This is a genomic window from Streptomyces sp. CB02980 (genome assembly GCF_014451325.2).
GTDB lineage: Bacteria > Actinomycetota > Actinomycetes > Streptomycetales > Streptomycetaceae > Streptomyces.
The window spans coordinates 23,594-41,750 of sequence record NZ_JACSCH020000032.1 but is presented as its reverse complement, the minus strand read 5'-3'; the positions used below and the strand labels follow the sequence as shown (position 1 = coordinate 41,750).

At 72.0% G+C, this 18,157-nt stretch carries 11 protein-coding genes and 1 pseudogene; 4 read left to right on the top strand and 8 right to left on the bottom strand.

Going from position 1 to position 18,157, the window contains the following annotated elements:
• Window positions 1-231: 231 nt before the first annotated feature.
• The 3 genes from E0F75_RS38600 to E0F75_RS38590 form a co-directional block, all read right to left on the bottom strand.
• Window positions 232-3,699 carry a serine/threonine-protein kinase gene (locus E0F75_RS38600; protein WP_229315686.1) on the bottom strand — a complete coding sequence of 1,156 codons (3,468 nt, stop codon included), beginning with the start codon at window positions 3,697-3,699 and terminating at the stop codon, window positions 232-234.
• A gap of 13 nt (window positions 3,700-3,712) precedes the next feature.
• Complete coding sequence (locus E0F75_RS38595) at window positions 3,713-4,588, bottom strand: serine/threonine-protein kinase (protein WP_229315690.1); 876 nt, start codon at window positions 4,586-4,588, stop codon at window positions 3,713-3,715.
• Between the two features lie 1,436 nt (window positions 4,589-6,024).
• On the bottom strand, window positions 6,025-6,714 hold the full coding sequence (locus tag E0F75_RS38590; RefSeq protein ID WP_229315685.1) for a hypothetical protein: 690 nt from the start codon (window positions 6,712-6,714) through the stop codon (window positions 6,025-6,027).
• 107 nt (window positions 6,715-6,821) lie between these two features.
• Between E0F75_RS38590 and E0F75_RS38585 the strand changes: the two are divergent.
• Window positions 6,822-7,013: pseudogene (locus E0F75_RS38585) on the top strand (IS5/IS1182 family transposase); the annotation flags it as partial.
• Between the two features lie 516 nt (window positions 7,014-7,529).
• The gene (locus tag E0F75_RS38580) at window positions 7,530-8,144 is read left to right on the top strand and encodes a DNA-binding response regulator (RefSeq protein WP_267500054.1); all 615 of its coding nucleotides are present in this window, start codon (window positions 7,530-7,532) and stop codon (window positions 8,142-8,144) included.
• Between the two features lie 34 nt (window positions 8,145-8,178).
• Here E0F75_RS38580 and E0F75_RS38575 read toward each other — a convergent pair whose 3' ends face one another.
• From E0F75_RS38575 to E0F75_RS38555, 5 genes are all read right to left on the bottom strand, one after another.
• Window positions 8,179-10,029 (bottom strand): ATP-binding cassette domain-containing protein, encoded by a 1,851-nt coding sequence (locus E0F75_RS38575; RefSeq protein WP_374115515.1) that lies wholly within the window; start codon window positions 10,027-10,029, stop codon window positions 8,179-8,181.
• Between the two features lie 95 nt (window positions 10,030-10,124).
• Window positions 10,125-11,951, bottom strand: coding sequence for an ABC transporter ATP-binding protein (locus E0F75_RS38570; RefSeq protein WP_229315679.1), 1,827 nt, complete (start codon window positions 11,949-11,951; stop codon window positions 10,125-10,127).
• A 148-nt stretch (window positions 11,952-12,099) separates the two neighbouring features.
• Window positions 12,100-12,228: a SapB/AmfS family lanthipeptide gene (locus E0F75_RS38565; protein WP_015037662.1), complete on the bottom strand. Its 129-nt coding sequence runs from the start codon at window positions 12,226-12,228 to the stop codon at window positions 12,100-12,102.
• 43 nt (window positions 12,229-12,271) lie between these two features.
• Window positions 12,272-14,926, bottom strand: a complete 2,655-nt coding sequence (lanKC, locus tag E0F75_RS38560; protein WP_229315678.1) for a class III lanthionine synthetase LanKC — start codon at window positions 14,924-14,926, stop codon at window positions 12,272-12,274.
• A gap of 211 nt (window positions 14,927-15,137) precedes the next feature.
• Window positions 15,138-15,974: an SDR family oxidoreductase gene (locus E0F75_RS38555; protein WP_267500053.1), complete on the bottom strand. Its 837-nt coding sequence runs from the start codon at window positions 15,972-15,974 to the stop codon at window positions 15,138-15,140.
• Window positions 15,975-16,499: 525 nt separating this feature from the next.
• Here E0F75_RS38555 and E0F75_RS38550 point away from each other — a divergent pair.
• Together E0F75_RS38550 and E0F75_RS38545 are read left to right on the top strand one after the other, a co-directional pair.
• Entirely contained in the window at window positions 16,500-17,693 is a 1,194-nt protein-coding gene (locus E0F75_RS38550) for a serine/threonine-protein kinase (RefSeq protein WP_229315676.1), read from the top strand.
• Between the two features lie 89 nt (window positions 17,694-17,782).
• Window positions 17,783-18,136, top strand: coding sequence for a PRC-barrel domain containing protein (locus E0F75_RS38545; protein WP_229315675.1), 354 nt, complete (start codon window positions 17,783-17,785; stop codon window positions 18,134-18,136).
• Window positions 18,137-18,157 lie beyond the last annotated feature (21 nt).

Genomic DNA, 18,157 nt, shown 5'->3' with positions numbered 1-18,157 from the left:
GGAGTGGACCCGGGCTGGGTGGGCTATGCGCCCTGCGGGTGATGCGTGCGCCGCACTGAGTGGCCACGGAGCTTCCCGCCGCCGACCGCGCGGCTGATTCGGCGGGCGGAGGGCGGGGAGTGGTCAGCGCGGCTGGATGTCGGCGGGGGCGGCGTGGGGCTCGGTGAGGCGCAGTGCCGGAGCGATGGTCCATGCTCGTTCGGGCCGGCGGCCGCGGTCATGGAAGGGGGACTACGAAGACGGTCCGGTGCCTGCGTCCGCTGCTGCTTCCCAGGCACTGGCCGTGTACAGGTTCCACTCCTCGGCCCGGTCGGGGCAGACCTCCCCTGCCGCGCTCATCAACTCTTCTCGGACGCGCTGGGCGGCCGATCGGTCGCCGGCACGGAGGTGCGTGTCCATGAGGTAGAGCAGCGCGGAGAGCCATCTGTCGACGTAGAGCACACCGGAAGTGTCGGTCTTCTCCGGCTCGGCCAGGGCCGTGTCACTCCACGCGCCTGCCGCCGTGCGGTAGCCGCGTGCGGCGGCGCCGAGCCGATCGTGCGAGGTGAGCATGCCCAGCAGGTATCCGGCGCCGGCGAGGAGATGACGCACTGAGGTCCCACCGTGCTCCTGCGCCAGCCAGTCGAGTAGGCCCACGGACCAGGCGACCTCCTTCCAGGCCCTGGAGTCCTTGCCTTCGCGCTCCGCGCGGTTCATCGACCGGCTCAGTAGCCATCGCTGCTCGGCCAGGTACGTCTCGATGTCAGCTGCCGACAGCTGCCGGGCTGTCCGGATTCGGGGCAGCCGTTCGACGATGAACTCGACGTAGGCCGAACGGGAGTCACCGCCTATCGCGCGCAGCACGCTGTCCGTCTCGCCCGTACGGTCCGCCTCCGCGAACTCCTGCAGCGCCAAGCTGAATTGCTCCTCCGCCTCGGGAAGTCTCCCGAGGTGGACGAGGTTCATGCCGAGCCCCCAGCAGGCCAGGCCGGCGGCATCACGGAGTGGGCGGCCCGAGTGGGCAAGTCGGAGGTAGGTGCGTGCGGCGGCCTCTCCGGCCTCGACGGCACACATCGAGTCCCCCCAATCCGTAGCCGCCTGGCTGACCCGGTAGGCCGCGAAGGCGAGGCGCTCCTGGTCCAGCACGCCTCGGTTCACGGCGGCTTCGACCTCGGCGAGGTTCTCCCTTTCGGCGCCCAGTAGTTGCTGCCAACGGCCCTCGTCGTGGAGCAGGCCGGACAGGGTGTTACGCGTGACCATGCGAAGTTCTGCTTGCTGGGCGTGGTCCGGTTCGTTCAGGAGGGCCAGGGTCTCTGTGCACAATCGGCGCGCCTCACTTCGCTCACCGGCGCGGCGGCGAAGAATCGCCACTTCCCTCAGCAGGGTGGCCGCCACCATGGAGCCGGTCGGAGAGTGGGGGTAGTCGGGATGCTGGGTCACTGCCAGGCCGTTCGCATAGCATTCTGCGGCGAGTTGCGGATGTCCGGCCTTGAGATGAGAGACTCCGACCTTGCGGTGCCCTTCGGCCAGCTGAACCCCCCATGAGGCCGTCCCCTCGCTCTGCACCAGTCGGGTCCAGAGGACCAGGGCCGCCTCGGCTGCTTCGAGTGCCGCTGCCGGGGAGCTGTCCCAGAGCGTCGCGGCCGCGTGGTCGCGGGCTCGCGCGAGCTCATGAAGTGGTTGGCCATGCCCGTCCAGGGTCGCGTGGCTCAGGTGCTTCTGGGCCGCGGAGGCAGAGGTGGCCGCGGCGGCGTGGGCGTCGAGAGGCTCGTGAAGCTCGACGAGGCGCGATTCCGCCCTGCCCAGGGCGCCGAGCAGATCCGTCTCCCCGCGCTCGACGAGTTCCGCCAGGAGATCGCGGGCCCGCGTCATACAGCGCAGAGCGGCGGGGATGTCGTCCGCGTGGTGCTCCGCCAGGGCGGACCATGTCTGGGCCCGTGTGACCACGTCGAGTCCCCAGATCGGACTCGGGTCGGAGAGCCTTTCCTCGACGCGGCGAAAGCATTCCGTTGCTGCTTTCTCGCTGCCCATGGCGCGCAGCACTATCCCCTGGTTCGTGAGCGTCACCAGCGCCGCAGCCTGCAGCCCCGCGGCCTGCGCGATGTCGTGGGCCTTCCGCAGCAGCTCCAGCTGGTCGCGAGGCTCCTCGGTGTGGTGCGCACTTGACACGAGCGCGGCCACGACGGCTTCCGCAGCCTCGGTGGAGTCTCCTCCGTCGGGCAACTCCCGCGCGGTGGTGTAGGCGCGTTCGGCGACCTGGGACGACTCCTCCCATTGGCCCTGGCGACGCAGGTGGTTGGCGAGCCTCGACAAGGCGTCCACCAGATCAGTCGAGGGCTCGTCGCCCGTTGCCGCAACGCAGGAGCGGAACTTCTCGGTGGCTGCGGGCCCGTCGCCCAGCCGGTCCAGAACGGCCGCAGCGGACATGAGGGCCTGCCGGGCCAGGTCCGTCCGCTCCGGGGTGGGATCGCCCGGGGCCTCGAGCACCATACGGTGAGCCTCGTTTATCGCGTTGAGTTCCTGGAGTAGCCAGGACCTCATGGTGCCCACGCCACTGGGCCAGAGCGAGAGGGTGTGTTCGTAGGGGCGCGCGGTGAGCATGCTGGCCTGGATCAGTAGTGTCCGTCCGCCTTTCCAGGTGCCTCCGCCGGTCATCCGCCGGTCGCCCAGCCGGAAGTGCACCGTCTCCAGGACGGGCCGTGGGGACGGTGTGCAGGGCAGAGGTGTGCCGGTCTCGTTCTCGGCGATCTCCAGCAGTTCCTCGGCGAGTTGGCGCAGGGACTGCGGTCGGTGGTTCGGCTCGGAGTGGAAGCACCTCTCCAGCAGGTTCGAGAGAGGTGCTGGAATGGTGAGGGAGCGTGGGCCCGGGCGGGCGAGGGCGGCTTCGAGGACGTACGGGGCGATGCTGCCGGACGGCCAGGTGCATTCGCCCAACAGCATCTCCAGCAGGGTCACGGCCCAGCTCCATACGTCGGAGGCTGCGCCGGCCGAGCCTCCTTCGGCCTGCTCGGGGGAGGCGTAGGGCAGCGTGTGGGGCGCAGGGGGTCGGTCCTCGGGGAAGACGCCCAGGAACAGGTTGCGCCGGGCATTGGCCAGCATGGCCTGGAAGACTTCGGGGTTCTCCGCCGCATCGATCGGGCCGACGGATTCCTCCAGCCAGACTCTGAGCATGCGGTCCTGTGTCTCGCGGAGGGACCAGGCATGGGCGGATACGCCGAAGTCGGTGAGCTTCGCGGTGCCGTCGGCGGTGAGGAGGATGTTGGAGGGCTTCACGTCGAGATGCAGCGTTCCGCAGGCATGGGCGGCGTCGAGCGCCCATGCGGTCTGTGCCGCGATGGTGAGAACGGTGCGCAGTTCAGCGGTGGGGTCGTTCGGACGCGCCGGCCGCCGGGCGATCCGGTCGGCGAGGGTGCCGTTCGGCACGTACTCTGCGAAGAGAGCGAGGCTGCGTAACCCGAGCCGGGTGAAGTGGCAGGCCGCGATGTGGGGGTGGTCCGGCAGGCCGATCCAGCGCTGTGCCTCCTGGAAGGCGGATGCCGACTGTTCGGGCGTTTCCATGTGGATGCGCTTGACCGCATAGTGGTGGCCGGTCTGGAGGTTGCGCACGAGATCGACCGTCGCTCTGCTCTGCCCGAGTCGGCGTTCGACGGTGAAGCCTTCCAAGAGCTCGTCACTGGACGGGACGTGGTCGGAGTACTGGGGGGACTGTCCGTCGGGCATGGGGCCGCCCCTCTCAGAGAACGGTCAGGAGAGCGTCGCGTAGTTGCGCCGCGGACATGTCGGGCAGTGTGCGGTCGGCCCTGAGTGTGTCGTCCACCAGCTCGGCGAGTGCCGAGGGCACGGGGACGCCGCGCTGTTCCACGGGTATGACGGGAGACCGAAGTAGCGCTCTCCATACGTCTCCCACTCGGGGGAGATCGCGGGGCGCGCGACCGGTGAGTGCGAAGTACAGCGAGGCGGTGGCCGACCAGACATCGGCTCCGGGTCCCACGTGCTTGTAGTCGAGAGCCTGGGCCTGCGGCATGAAGCTGGGCGTCCCCTGCTTGTCCCCGGTGACGGTGATGACGGCCAGGCCGACCGCCTCGTAGGCCTTGGCGAGCCCGAAGTCCGCGATCTTGGCGCAGCTGGCGCCGTCTGGCCCGGGGGTGAGGAGAATGTTCGGCGGTTTCAGGTCGCGGTGCACTATGCCGTGTGCGGTGACTTCCTCGCCCAGTGCGTCGCGTGTGGTGAGTGGAGCCTGGTGAGCGTAGGCCAAACCGTCCAGTACGCCTATGGACATGGCGACGGCCTCCTTTGCGGGCAGGGGGCCGTCGCGGATCACCCGTTCGGCCAGGCTCCCCTGGCTGCAGTACTCCATGACCAGATACGGGCGCCCGTGCTGCTCGCCCACGCGGTAGGCACGTACCACGTGGGGATGGTCGAGGGCCTGTGCGATCTCCAGTTCGCGACGGAACAACTTGCCGCTCTGCGCGTCCGCATCGTCGAAGGGGCCCTTCGTGATCTTCACGGCCCGGAGCTCACCGCTTTCCGGATCAAGGCCCGCGTACACCTCCCCCCAACCGCCCGCACCCAGCTTCCGAAATTCTCGCCATGCTCTGAAATCTGCCATATCGGGCAACTCTGACGGGTGTTCGGCCATGCCCCCCGCTCTCCGCGTACGGACTTTCCTCCACCCCTATCATCCCCTGATGGTCGTAAATACTCCATAACGAGACGAGACGAGGCGAGGCGTACCCCCGTCGGCAACCCGTCTCACCCTCGGGTACATCCCCCGAGGAGGCTTCGGCCTCCTGCGTTCCGGCCTGATCGACACTCACACCGGCGCCTACGGCCGAGAGGCAGATTCCCTCGCGCGCCTCGCCGCCGACACCCACCACGACCGCGTCGTCGACGACCCCGGTACCACCCGCGAGCGGCTGTCCGCCCTCGGCTCCAACGCCGTCGCCGTCGCGGCCGTCGCCGTCCTCGACCTGGCCGGGCGCACACCCGCGCCACCACGGCAGGCTGGTCCCTCGACAACGCCCGCTACTCCTGCCTCACTCACGGCGACCGCTACCTTGCCCGCACCTGGTCCTCGCCCTCGCCCTCGCCCTGGCCGTGCTGGCGCTCACCGCCTGTACCGAGGGAGCCGCCGCTGGCAACTCACCCGATGCCGCCCCTGCCAAGGCAGGACCGGTCACCGTGCTATCCGGACTCACCGTCGAGGCGGACCCCGCGCTGCACTGAGCGAGAAGGCGAGTCGCGGTACGGCGATGTGCACGCCCGCGGCGACGTGATGAGAGGTCTCGGTGTCGAGCGGGATACGGGGACGGCCCGGCCGAGGAGGCTCGGGTGGTTGCCAGACCGGCCCCATCGCGAGCAGTTCGGCCGCGTGCCGCGACACGGCGGCTGCGCTGACACCCGTCTCCCGGATGATCGCGGTACGAGCCAGTGGACCTCTGGGCAGAACAGCCCGCAGGATGGCGGCGGCGCCGTCGAGCCGGTCAACGATCCGGCGTTACGGCGCAAATGACGTTTCTGCGAAGCCGTCGCGGACGGACGTGCTGAGTCCCGCAGGTACGAGTGCTCCTCGTCGGGACAGGCTCAGTGCCGGGTGAGCGGGATGGCGCGCGATGCGGGGGAGTGCGGGATCAACCGCATCGAGCGGCATCGCGTGCAGTCGCAGCCCGGCACGACGAACTGGCCGTCCGGCGTGAGGCGACCGTGCTGGCCGCGGTCATCGACGGAGCGGCACGGGGCCACCCCGTCGTAGCCGCGTCTCCTGGGCCGCCGCGAGGACAACCGGACAGTCGGCACCGACGATGTCTCTGGCAGGCCGCTCCGGCCAAGGGCACAGGACGCGGGTGGGGTGGACACCGGGCGCGGTGGGACGTCCGAGCATGCCTGTCCGACGGTGCCGGGCGGGGCGACCCCGTGGTGGAACGGGTGTGGAACGTGCACTGCTTCCGGAGCCCCCAACCGCCTGGGCGCGTACCCCGAAGCCCGGGCACGCTTTCCCCACCCGTCCCCTCCGGCACGGGGGCCGACGGCATGGATTCCCGGGCCTCAGCCGGGCTCGTCCGACGCGGCCGGAGTGCCGGAACCGGGGGCAGCCAGCGCCGCGAGCTCCAGGGACCGCAACAGCGCTTCCCGGTCCGCCGGCACGTACTCGTCCGCGGCGGCAGCCGCGTCCAGCACCTCCCGGATCTGAGCAGCCGTCAGGCTACGCGCCTCCGCCGCGGCCACAAGACCGTCAGCCCGGCCGCGGGGCAGGCCGCGCTCCGACGCGATCAAGTCGCGCAGCAGTTCATCGCGCACCGCGAAACGGCTCATTCCGCAGTCGAGGCCGTCATCGTCCAAGTCGCCCGGGTAGGGCGCACGAGCCCAGGCACCGTTCTCGTACCAGTACACACAGCCCAGCTCCCAGCCCTCCAACAACTCGCGAAGGTGCTCGTACGGCAGCCAGTCCGGCGCCTGCGCCAGCATGTCGATCGAGGGTTCGTGCCACTTCACGGCACTCGACTCGTCCTCGCCGTACAGCAGGTAGCGGCCTTCTCCCATCTGCTGGAACGTCCACCAGGTGCAGCCGCGATCATCGAGGTGCAGACCTCTGCCGTCAATCCATGTGCCGCCGCGGCGAACGCCTTGGACTTCCGCCTTCGCCGTGGCCTCCAGCACGGCGACCAGGGCCCAGCGCGCCCACAACACTTCGGCTGCCGGCAGGTTCTCCGGCCGGCCAGGCCTGTCGATCGCCATTCCGTCCCCCAGTCCGTCCCGTACTTGTACAGCGCCGCATGACGGCAGGACCATGATCGTAGAACAGCGCCGGTACGGCTCCTGTACCGGTGACGGCAGCCAGGCCCCGCAAGGGTGTCGAGTCCTCGCAGCGGCTGGGCCCGCATCGGCGGGTGGTCGAGAGAACGGCGTTCTGGCTTGCCGGTTGTCGAAGACTCCATCACCGCTACGAACGGAAGGCTGAGCACTTCCCCGCCCTCGTCGGCATAGCCGCGGCCCTGATCGGCTACCGCCGCTTGGCCGGCCTTCTCATGGCCTGAGCCGGTTCTGCTGTGCGTCGAAGCAGATCAGGCCCATGGACTCCGCGACGGCCGCCGCGTGGGCCGACGCCTCCTCGGCCATGCTCCACCGCATGGGGAAAGGTCGTAGCTCATGCCGGGAGGCTCTCATGCTGCTCTGACAGTCGTAGGAAACGACGTTCTAGCGGGGGTCTTGTGAGGTGGTCGGGGTTCCCGGCGCTCGGATCGAGGTCGGTGCCGTGTCGGGTTGTCGCCTGTCCGGGGCTCCTGCCCGGACGGGTGGACTCCCGGGGCGCACTCCCGCGCCCGCGCGCCGTACGGGTTCGATCTGGACATTCCTGGTTCGGCGCGGCCGGCATCACACGCCGTCGGCCTGCTTCGCCTTCGGAGGGACGAACCGGATCCGGCCGAGGCGCTCCGGAGTGCGCCCCCTGTGCACCCGGTGCGGTGTTCCGCCTGGTGCGGCAAGGGCAGAGGGGTGGGGGTGATTGCTCGCGTCGTGCCGTCCTGGCGCGACGGAGGACCGAAGGGGTGGGAATGATACGAGTGACGGTGGTCTACGAGGCGCAGCTCCTGCGGACCGCGCTGGTCGAACTGCTGAGGTCGGGCGGGGTCGCAGTGGTCTTGTCGCTGCCCCGATGGCCGCACGGCCCGGCGACGGGGATGTCCGAACCGGACGTGTACGTGGCGGACGCCGAGTGTCTGCCGCCCTCGGCGATGCGGCCCGTGGCCGCTTCCGCACCGCCCTCGGGGGAGGGCTCGGGTGTCCGTCCGGCTCTGCTGGCCCTCGTCGCCGGGCAGCGGCCGGGGGTTCTGCGGCGGGCCCATGCCGCGGGGGCGAGCGGCTTCGTCGACCAGAACGCCCCGAAGTATCGATTACTGGAGGCCGTGCACCGTCTGGCCAAAGGGGAGCGCTACATCGACGACACGCTCGCGCTCGGGTTCCTCCAGGCCGCGGAGATGCCCCTGACCCGGCGTGAGCTGAGCGTCCTCTCGCTGGCCGCCGACGGAGCGCCGGTCGCTGAGATCGCCGCGACGTTGTTCCTGACCAAGGGCACGGTCCGCAACTACATGGCGAGCGTCATCCGCAAGGTCGGCGCACGGAACCGCGTGGATGCCATCCGGATCGCCCAGGGCGCCGGCTGGACCTGAGCACTGCCGCGGCGTCGGCGCGGGCGCGGTCCGCTCACTCCTGGACCTGGTTCCAGTGCCCCACGAGATCGCGGTAGAGAGCGGAACGCCCGAGCAGCTCGTCGTGCGTTCCGTGCTGGGCCCGGGTGCCGTCGAGGACGAGGATCCTGTCGGCTCGGAGTGCCGACGACAACCGGTGGGCGACCACGACCAGGGTTCCCGGCCGGGCGCTGAGGGCCCGCTCGGCCGTGGACTCCGCGACGGGGTCCAGGTGACAGGTCGCCTCGTCGAGCAGCAGCAGCGGGGCGGGGGCCAGATGGGCGCGCCCCAGCGCGATCAGCTGGCGTTCGCCGAGGGACAGGGCGTCGGGCGTCAGCGTACGGTCGAGCCCGCCCACCCGGTCGACGAGCGGTTCCAGGGCGAGCGCGTCCACGGCCCGGTCGACGGCGGCCCGGTCGGCGTCGGGCCGCAGGTACCGCAGGTTGTCCCGCAGGGTGCCCGTGAAGACGTACGCCTCCTGGGGGGCCAGCACGCGCAGTGCGATGAGCTCCGGGGGCGGGCAGGCCGCGACGGCACGACCGAAGAGCCGTACGTCGCCCCGATCGGGGGTGAGCATGCCCGCCGAGATGTGCAGCAGGGTCGACTTGCCGATGCCGCTCGGGCCGACCACGGCGAGGTGTTCCCCCTGCTCGACGGTCAGTTCCAGCGCGTCCAGTACGGGGCGTGCCCCGGGGCCGTACGCGGCGCGTACGTGGCGCAGCTGCAGCGCCGTGGCGGCCCGGCCCGTACGGCGCGGGCCCGGCGGTGCGGCGGCGGGGACTGGGGGAGGCGTCGGGGTCGGGGGCACCGGCTGGGTGAGCCGGTCGAGGACGACGAAAAGCCGCGCGCCCGCCGCGCCCAGGACGGTCATCAGTGTGTGCAGTGCGGGGAGCAGCGACTGGAGGACGTAGGTGAGCGCACCCACCACGGACCCGGCCGTGACGCCCTGGCGGAGAAGCCACGGCGTCGTGACGAGCAGCAGGAGGACCGGCAGTTGTCCGGCCGTCGCCACCGAGAACGTGCGGACGGACGCCCAGCGGGCCAGGGCGCGCTGGGCGGCGGACGCCTCGTCGACGGCACGGCGGTTCTGCGCGGCGGTCGCCTCTTGGGCCCCGCAGGCCACGGTGTCCCGCAGTGCGGTGCGGGTGATCTCGGCGCGCAGGCCGACAGCCTCGTCCGCGTCGAGGTACCGGTGCTGGGCCCGCGCCATGGGCCGCAGGGAGGCCGTGAACAGAGCGAGGCCCAGAACCAGGGGCGGAAGTACGACGAGGAGGAACTGCGGCGCGAGCGACAGCAGGCCGACGAGGGCCCCCACGGCGACGAAGACGAAGGAGCGGGTGGCGAGCACCAGTCCGGCGAAACTGTCCCGGGCGATCTCGGTCTGACTCGTCAGCCGGGACACCGCCGTGGCGTTCACGCCCCCGCCCCCGCCCCCGCCCGCGGTCGTGGCGGTGCGCAGGGCGCGTACCACCGACCCCCGTACGAGCTGGTCGCGCAGTGGTTCCGTGAGGTGGGGGAGCTGGGCGAAGACGCCCCGGACGACGGGGGCGCCGAACAGGATGGCCACGGCGGCCCCCGCCAGCCAGAGGAGCCCGGTCGAGGGTGCGGCCCTCAGGAATCCGTCGTCGAGGGAGCGGGCCACGCAGTAGCCGCCGAGGAACGTCTGCGCGGATTCGGCGGCCGACCAGGCCGCCAGCTTCGCCAGGACGCCTTTGCGGCGGCTGAGGAGGGACCGGAGCGAGGCCGTGACGCGCCGGGTCGAGTCCGCTTCGCCGGAGGCGGCAGCCGGTGCAGGACAGGTGACGTTCCCGGGCGCGTCCGTTTCGCCGCGGGCGGCAGCCGGTGTCGGACGGGTGATGTGCTGCACCGTGTCCGTTTCGCCGGAGGCGGCAGCCGGTGCCGGACGGTCCGCCGCCTTCGGTGTGGTCGGTTCCTTCGGCCGCCCTGGGCTCGGAGCGGGCGTCACTCGTCCGCTCCGAGCCCAGGGACGGCCGACGACGGCAGAGCGCCGGAGCCGGCGGTCTCCAGGGAAGCGTCCGGCCCGGTGGACCAGCGCGGGGCGTCCGCACGCCGGGCCTCCGCGGTGAACACCGCGCGGTACTCCGGCTCCTCCCAGAGCAGGCTGTGCGGTCCGGACCTCCGGACGCGGCCCGCCTCCATCCAGACGACCAGGTCCGCCCGGGCGGCCGTGGACACCCGGTGGGCCACGATCAGCCTGGTGCACGCCCGTGACGGTGTGGCGAGGGCGGTCTCCACCTGACGTTCGGTGGCCGTGTCGAGGCTCGACGTCGCGTCGTCGAGGATCATGAGACGGCCCCGGCCGATGAACGCCCGTGCCAGACCGAGGCGTTGGGCCTCGCCGCCGGAGAGCGGGGCGTCGTCCACCGGGGTCTCGTAGCCCAGTGGCAGCAGTCGGACGAAGGTGTCGGCGCAGGCGGCCGTCGCGGCGTCCCGGATGCCCGTCGCTGTGGCCGGGCTCCGGGCGGGCCCGGCCCCGGCGGCCAGCGCGGCGCCGATGGTGGGGGTGGCCCCGCCGTCGAAGACGGGACGCGCGAAGGCGTACGCGGTCGCCCCGCGCAGCTCCGATCGGGACAGTTCCGCCAGGTCCACTCCGTCCAGGCGGACGCTCCCGGCGTCGGGGTCGGTCAGCCGGCCCGCGACGGCGGCCAGGGTCGATTTGCCCGCTCCGGACCGGCCCACGACGGCGACCGTCGACCCGCCGCCGATCGTGAGCGTCACGTCCGCGATCAGGGGGACGTCGCCGCGCGTCACCCGTACTCCCCGCAGTTCCAGGTCCCCGGGCGCGTCGGGTGGCAGGACCGCGGAGCCGTGCGACATCGGCGCCAGATCGGCGAGTTCGGCGGTGCGGCGTGCCGCGCTGCGGGCTCGGACCAGGGTCCCGAGTGGTGCCGCGATGCCTCCGATCCCGGCGGCGAGCGCCGCGTACCGCGAGGCGGCGAGCAGCCCGCCCACGCTGACCTCGCCGGCGGCGAGAGCGACTCCCGCGACCGCGACGACGGCCGTGGTGAGCAGGGGCAGGAGGACGCCGCTGCGGGCCACGGCGCGGCCGTGGACGAGCCACATGCGGGTGCCGTGCCGTGTCATGTCCGGCAGCGGGGCGAGGATGCGCTCCTCCTCGTGCCGTGCCGTGTCGGCGGCGGCGATGGTACGGGCGCCGCCGAGTGCTTCGGCCAGTCGGGCGGCGACGGCGCCCTGCGCCCGCTGGTAGTGACCGACCGAGTCGGAGGACTGGGTGGCGAACGCGCGGAGCAGCAGCAGGAGCAGGGGCAGACCGGCCACGAAGACGGCGGCGGTCCAGGGGTGGATGAGCGCCAAGGCGACGAGTGCGCCGATCGGCACGAGCACCGACGACACCGAGGTCGCGAGGGCCGCCGGGGCGGTACCGCTGTCGGTGGAGTTGACGCACAGCCGGGCGGCGACGTCGCCACCCGAGTGGGGTGCTGCCCGGTGGGGCGCGGTGCCGAGGAGACCGCCCAGGGCGCGCAGCCGGATCCAGGCGGTGGCGCGGGCGTTGGCGAGCTGCGTCAGAAGCACCGAGCCGGTCTCCAGGAGCACTTCGGCCGCGAGCAGCACGGCGGTCCACAGCAGCCACCTTCCCGCCCCGGGCTGGTCACGTAGCAGCACGTCAAGGGTCCTGCCGGCGAGCGCGGGGACGGCGAGCGAGCAGGCCGCGCCGGCGACCGAGCAGAGCAGCAGCGCCGCTGTGGTGCCCGCGGTGTGCCGTACGGAGCCGCGGAGCAGCCGGTCGGAACCGGTCGGCGAGGCCATCCGACCTCCTCTCTTCCCCTCCGGGATCGACGTTCCCGTCGGGGCCGCCGGTGTCCGGCCCAGACGGCCGGGGCCCCGGGAGCAGCGCTCCCGGGGCCCCGTGACTCCTCACCGGCGCTCGGGGTGCCGTGCGGGAAGCCGGATCGGGTCAGTTACAGGTCGTGACGCTGAGGCTGCTGTCACCGCAGAGGAGGAGGCTCGCGCGGCTGCCGGTCTCGACATCGCCGATGGCCTCGTCCTTGGGGGTCTCCAGCGACTGAAGGTCGAAGAGGTTCATGATCGTTTCCTTTCGTAGGGGACGGTGGTGCGGGGCGACCCCGTCACGGGGCCGGTTCGTGGGGCCGCGGGAGCGGCGGAAGGAACGGCAGGTGGGCCGGGCGGTCGCCCAGGGCCGAGGAGAGGGCGAGCAGGACGCCCGCCGTACCGGTGGAGAGGTCCATGGAGAGGCGCATCATCTGCTCGCCGGGGAAGGCGAGTCGGCCCTGGTAGGACATGGCGTGCCAGCTCAGGCAGCCGATCTGGCGGCGTACGTCCTCCGGTGTCGTGCCGGGCCCGCCGACGTTCGTACGGGCGAGGTGGAGCACCATTCCGGCGACGCCCCGGAAGAGACCGGGCTGGGCGTAGAAGGTGGCCTGCGCCGCCCGCACGATCTCGCGGCGCGCCCGGTCCAGGGCGTCGTCGTGCCGGTGGAGCAGGTAGTCGTCGATCACCATGCCGATGCCCACGCTGCCCGCGCCGAGGTACGGCATCGTGCGCCAGCCCTCGTCGACCTGCAGGGTCCCGGAGGCACCGCGCACGCAGCGGCTCAGGTCGTCGTGGAGCGCCTCGGCGGCGCGGTCGAGGAGTGCGGAGTCCCGGGTGCGCTCGTAGAGCCGTACGAACAGCAGGGCCCGTCCGGCGGAGCCGTGCAGAAGTCCCGTGCGCACCTTGCCTGCCGCTCCTGCCGCTCCTGCCGCTCCTGCCGTTCCCGCCGGTCGCGCGGGCGACCGGAGCGGGCGGGCGGACAGCTCGGCGCAGCGCAGGGCCGCCGCGTGGAGGCCGCTCTCACCGGTGGCGGTGGCCAGGGCGTCCAGGGCGAGGCCGATACCGGCCGTCCCTCCGTACAGGTCGGGCGCGAGGCCCTCGTGGTCCTGTTCGGCGACGAGTGAGGCCAGTTCGAGCGCGGCAGCCGTGTGCCCGAGCCGTTCGAGGGTCCACGCGACACCGGTGAGCCCGTCGTAGAAGCCGAGCGGTGTGCCGGAGTCGGGCTGCTTGGCGTGCCGCAGGAGCCTGTCCTCGGCCTCCGGACATCGGGGTGCCCCGCTCTCGTGCAGGGCGTGGAGCACTCCGGCGGTGCCGTGTCCGAAGGTCATGCCCCCGCCGACGGTGGCGAACTGCGCGATGTCCCCGGGGAAGAAACGATCCTCCCTTTCGGGAGTCGCCGACGCCAGGATCGCGCCCACCATGGAGTCACGGCTGTTCGGCCAGTCGCCCGGCTCCGTGGGCAGGAACCGGGAGCGGTCCGCCGGACGGTCGGGTGCCCGCGAGCTCCCGCCGGACCGGCCGCCGGCCGGGTCGCGCGTGATCTCCCGAACCGCCTCGTCCAGGAAACCGGGGGGCAGCGGGAACCGCGCCGCGGCGGTCTCCGCCAGGTGCGCGGCCTTGCCCCGGTCCACCGCGAGCAGACTCGTGAGCGGGATGAACAGCGCGATCCGGAGGCACGCGAGGGCGTACCGGTCCACATCGAACCCCCGCCGGTCGGCGGGCGCCACGAACGCCGGGTTGGCGACGGTCTGGCGACCGCCCTCCGAGGCGGGCTGGGCCGCCTCGAAGTCCAGCAGCACCACCGAGGACTCGTCCTCGGCCACCATGATGTTGAACAGATGCAGGTCGTTGAAGACGATCCCGCGTGCGTGCACCGCGGCCACGGCCCGCTCGACGAGCCCGTGGATCCGCAGCGCCCACTCCGTGTACTCGGCGAGCCGCTCCGCCGACGGATCGGCCTCCATCAGCGGATGCCTCCGCGCGAAGAAGGTGTTGAGCGGCTTGCCCTCCACGAACTCCAGCGCCAGGAAGTGGTGGTCGCCCACCGTGAAGCTGTCGAGGACCTCCGGCGTGCAGGCGAGCCCCGAGAGCCGTTCCAGCGCCTCGCGTTCGCGGTGCAGCCGCGTCACTGCGTCCGCGCCGTCGGCGGCGAGGCCGGCGTACGGCCGCGCCTCCTTCAGGACGACCCGCCGCCCGGTCCGCCGGTCCCGGGCCTCGTACACTCCGCCGCCGTTGGAGAAGTGCAGGGCCTTCTCGATGTCGTACGGCATGTCCTGGACGGTCACCGAGGCCCTGGCCTCCAGGTGCGGACGCAGGAAGGCGGGGGGAGTCACCCATGCGGGCACGTGGAAGACGGGATCGCGCCGGTCGGGTACGAGCGTGCCGGACCCGTCCTCGACGGCCGGCCGCAGCTCCCCGTGCTCGTCGTAGCAGTGGCGGAGGGTGAAGCTGCCGTACCGCAGGTGCACGGGGCCCCAGCCCCAGCGCAGATCGCTGAGGATGTACGGACCGGGCCGGCCCTCCAGCAGCCCCGCCAGATCGGTGGCCACGCGCTCGCACTGCTCGTCGTCGGCCGGATACACGGTGATGAACTTGCCGCTCGCCGAGCGGTCCGCGTACTTGGCGTTGCGCTGGTGCAGCAGGTACCGGCTGGGGACGAACTTGAAGGCCACGTCCTGTCCCAGACAGTACTCGCGGACCGTGGCGAGGATCGCCTCCGCGTTGTCGAGACAGGCAGAGACGTGGATCTTCCAGCCCTGCGACGGGAGCGAGTGGTCCAGGGGGCGCAGGGCGAGCCAGTCGCCCGTACGGTGGGACGTCCAGCCCTCGGGTACGGGGAGGGTGGCCGCCCGGTAGAGCGAGTCGCCCGCTCCCTCGGCGAAGACCAGACGGTGCGGCGCGTCGTAGAAGTGACGGTCGGCGTCGCAGAACACCGCGTACCCCTTGTTCACTGCGCACTCCCTCGGTCGGTGACGGACACGACGCTGTCACGTCCCCCGAGGGCCCCGACAGTCGCCGCTGTCACCTTCCACCTATGCGGAACGCACAGGTAACAACAGCCCCGCGCATGCCTCCGGTCCGCACGACCGGCGCCGCTCCTGGCGACCGCCGGCGGTGGCGGGCCCGTGGGCCTCGCGGTGCGGGGTGCGGTGCGACGGTCCGTCAGACCCCGGGCGGTGGCCCGTCAACCAGGGCCCGCGCCGCGGCGTACTCCTCTCGGGCGGCCTGCTCCGCGACGCCCAGATAGCCGTACGCGTCGGCGCCGACCGGGATGCGCAGGGGCGTGGGGCCCTCGGTGTGGACGATGGCCAGGACCCGTGCCGCGTAGTCCTCGGGACGTCCGGTCTCGGGGCTGTCGGCGAGCCCGCGCGCGCCTTCGAGCATCTCGCGGTTGGTCACGTCGTAGGCGGGGACCCGGTGGGCGGCTTCCGTCATGGCGGTGCCGTAGCGGGTGGCGAACATGCCGGGTTCGACGACCGTGACACGGATGCCGTGCGGGGCCGCCTCCACCGCGAGAGCCTCGCTCATGCCTTCCAGCGCGTGCTTCGCGGCCACGTAGGCGCCGAGGCCCGGGAAGGCCATCCGGCCGACGACGGAGGAGACGTTGAGGATGTGGCCGTGCCCCTGGGCCCGCATCAGGGGCAGGGCGAGCCGCGTGAGCCTCCAGGGCCCGACGACCAGGATCTCCAGCTGCTCCCGGAGTTCGTGGTCGGAGACCTCCTCGACCGCGCCGAACAGACCGACGCCGGCGTTGTTGACGAGGACGTCGATGCCTCCGAGGCGGTCCACGGCCGTCCGGACGGCCTCCTGGCAGGAGGCCGGGTCCCGCAGCTCCAGCGGCACCGGGACGATCCGTCCGGGCCAGGCGGCGGCGAGGTCCTCCAGGTCCGCGGTCTTGCGGGCGGTGACCACGAGTTCGTGCCCCGCCCGTGCCGCCGCGGCGGCCAATGCCCTTCCGAGACCTGAAGAGCACCCCGTGATCAACCAGCGCCTGCCCATGGATCCCCCCGTACGAATCGCCGAAGTGGTGACGCGCGAACGGTCCTGCCCTCTGGCGCCGCCGGACACGCACCGTCCCGTCCGCGGCGGGCGGGACGGGACGCGGTTCATCGTGGAGGCGAGATCCGGCCACGGCCATCCCTCACGCAGGGGCGCGCGGACGCACGGACGGGCGCAGTGGCGCCCGTTCCCCGACCCCTCCGATACGGCGAACCACCCGCGACGGGGCAGAGAGCTCACGCCGCCTCGCCCGGGAAGACCCGGAAGGTGTCCTCCACCGCCCGAACGCGGACGCCCGATAGCGACCAGCTGCCCGCGTCGGCCGAATACGCGACGTCACAGGGATGTCCCGGGGCATCGGGGGCAGCCGTACCCCGAGGTCCGCACGCGGCGGCCGCACGGCCGCGACGTTCGGAGGCGACCAGCGCCCCAGACCGGAGGATCCGCACTGGGCGGGGCGGCACACCGCTCGTCGACGAGAAGGCGGACGGCACAAGGCGGCAACGGAACACAGGGAGAACCGAGATGCAGGTCCGTCCGTGGCGCGTCCAACCCGACACCCGGCTGACGGCTCACGCAGTCGCCGGCCGGTATCGGCTCGACGGCCTCCTGGGGAGAGGGGGAGCAGCCGACGTCTACGAAGCCGTGGACCTCCGGCTGCGCAGGCCCGTTGCGGTGAAGGTCTTCCGCCGCGGCGACACCCGGACGGAGGAGCACTCCGACAACGAGGGACGTCTCCTGGCCCAGCTGCAGCATCCCGGTCTGGTGACCCTCTTCGACTCCGGTCGCGACGAAGGCCGTCCCTTCCTGGTGATGGAGCTCGTCAGAGGGACGACCCTGCGCCGGCGCCTCGCCCGCTCCGCGCTCTCGGTGACCGAGACCCGCCGCATGGGGGTCGCGCTGTCCTCCGCACTCGCCCATGTGCACGGAACAGGAATAGTCCACCGTGACGTCAAGCCGTCGAACATCCTCCTGGACCGGACCGACGCCCCGCGCCTGACGGACTTCGGGATCTCCTGCCGCTTCGCCACCGCCGCCGACCCCACGGCCGCGCCCGACGACGCCGCGAGCAGCGCGGCCGCCCCGGCCACCGAGGGCGAGGACGTCCTCATGGGGACGGCTTGCTACATGGCACCGGAACAGGCACTCGGCCGGACCACGGGGCCGCGGGCCGACGTCTACAGCCTCGGACTCGTACTCCTGGAGGCCCTCAAGGGCGAACGGGAGTACGGCGGCCCGCCCCTGGAGGCGGCGCTCGCACGGCTGCACCGTCCGCCGGAGCTACCCGACGGACTCCCCCCAGGACTCGGCAGGCTGTTGACGGCCATGACAGCGCACGAGGCCTCCAACCGACCCGACGCCCGCACCTGCCAGAAGGCCCTGGCCGCGCTGCCGATCCCCGGCGCGTGCGACGCCCCGCACGCCGCACAGCCGGCGACGGCGCCCGGGGACCCCGGCAACCCCTCCGGAGTCCGCCGCTCGCCCGGTACGCCCCCGAGCGGCCGGACCACGCCCACGAAGGCGGAGCCGAGGACCAGGTCGCCCCACCGCCCGGGACGACTGCTCGCCAAGAGCGCGGCCCTGGCCGCCCTCGGCGTCACGCTGACGGGCTCCATCGACGCCGCCCCCGCCGGGAGCCGGAGCGCCGTGGACCCGCTGTCTCACCGCGTGACCGCCCAACAGATACCGGACGCGGCGCAGGCGGTGGAGATCGACTGACTCGAGCCGTGTGAGGTGGCACTTTCCGAGCACACGCAACGGCAGGAGAACACGACGGCCACCGGCCGCACGGGAGGAAGGAAGCGGACATGACTCGTGATGTCTGGACCTATGCCGAGACCGCGACCCACGCGACAGAGGTGGATGTGACGGGATACAAGGTCGAGTGCTCCGACGGAGGTATCGGAAAGGTGGACAAGCACTCGGCGGAGGTCGGCAGCAGCCACCTGGTCGTGGACACCGGCCCGTGGATCATCGGCCGCCAGGTCGTCATCCCGGGCGGATTCGTCACCGCCGTCGACCTCGCGACGGAGACCGTCTTCGTCAGCTGCACCAAGGAACAGATCAAGAACGCCCCCGAGTTCGTCCCCGGCCAGAACGACGACGCGGCCGGACAGCACAAGATGAAGTTCGTCGACTACTACCTGGCGTTCTTCCGGTAGGACCCTGGCACCCGCCTCTGG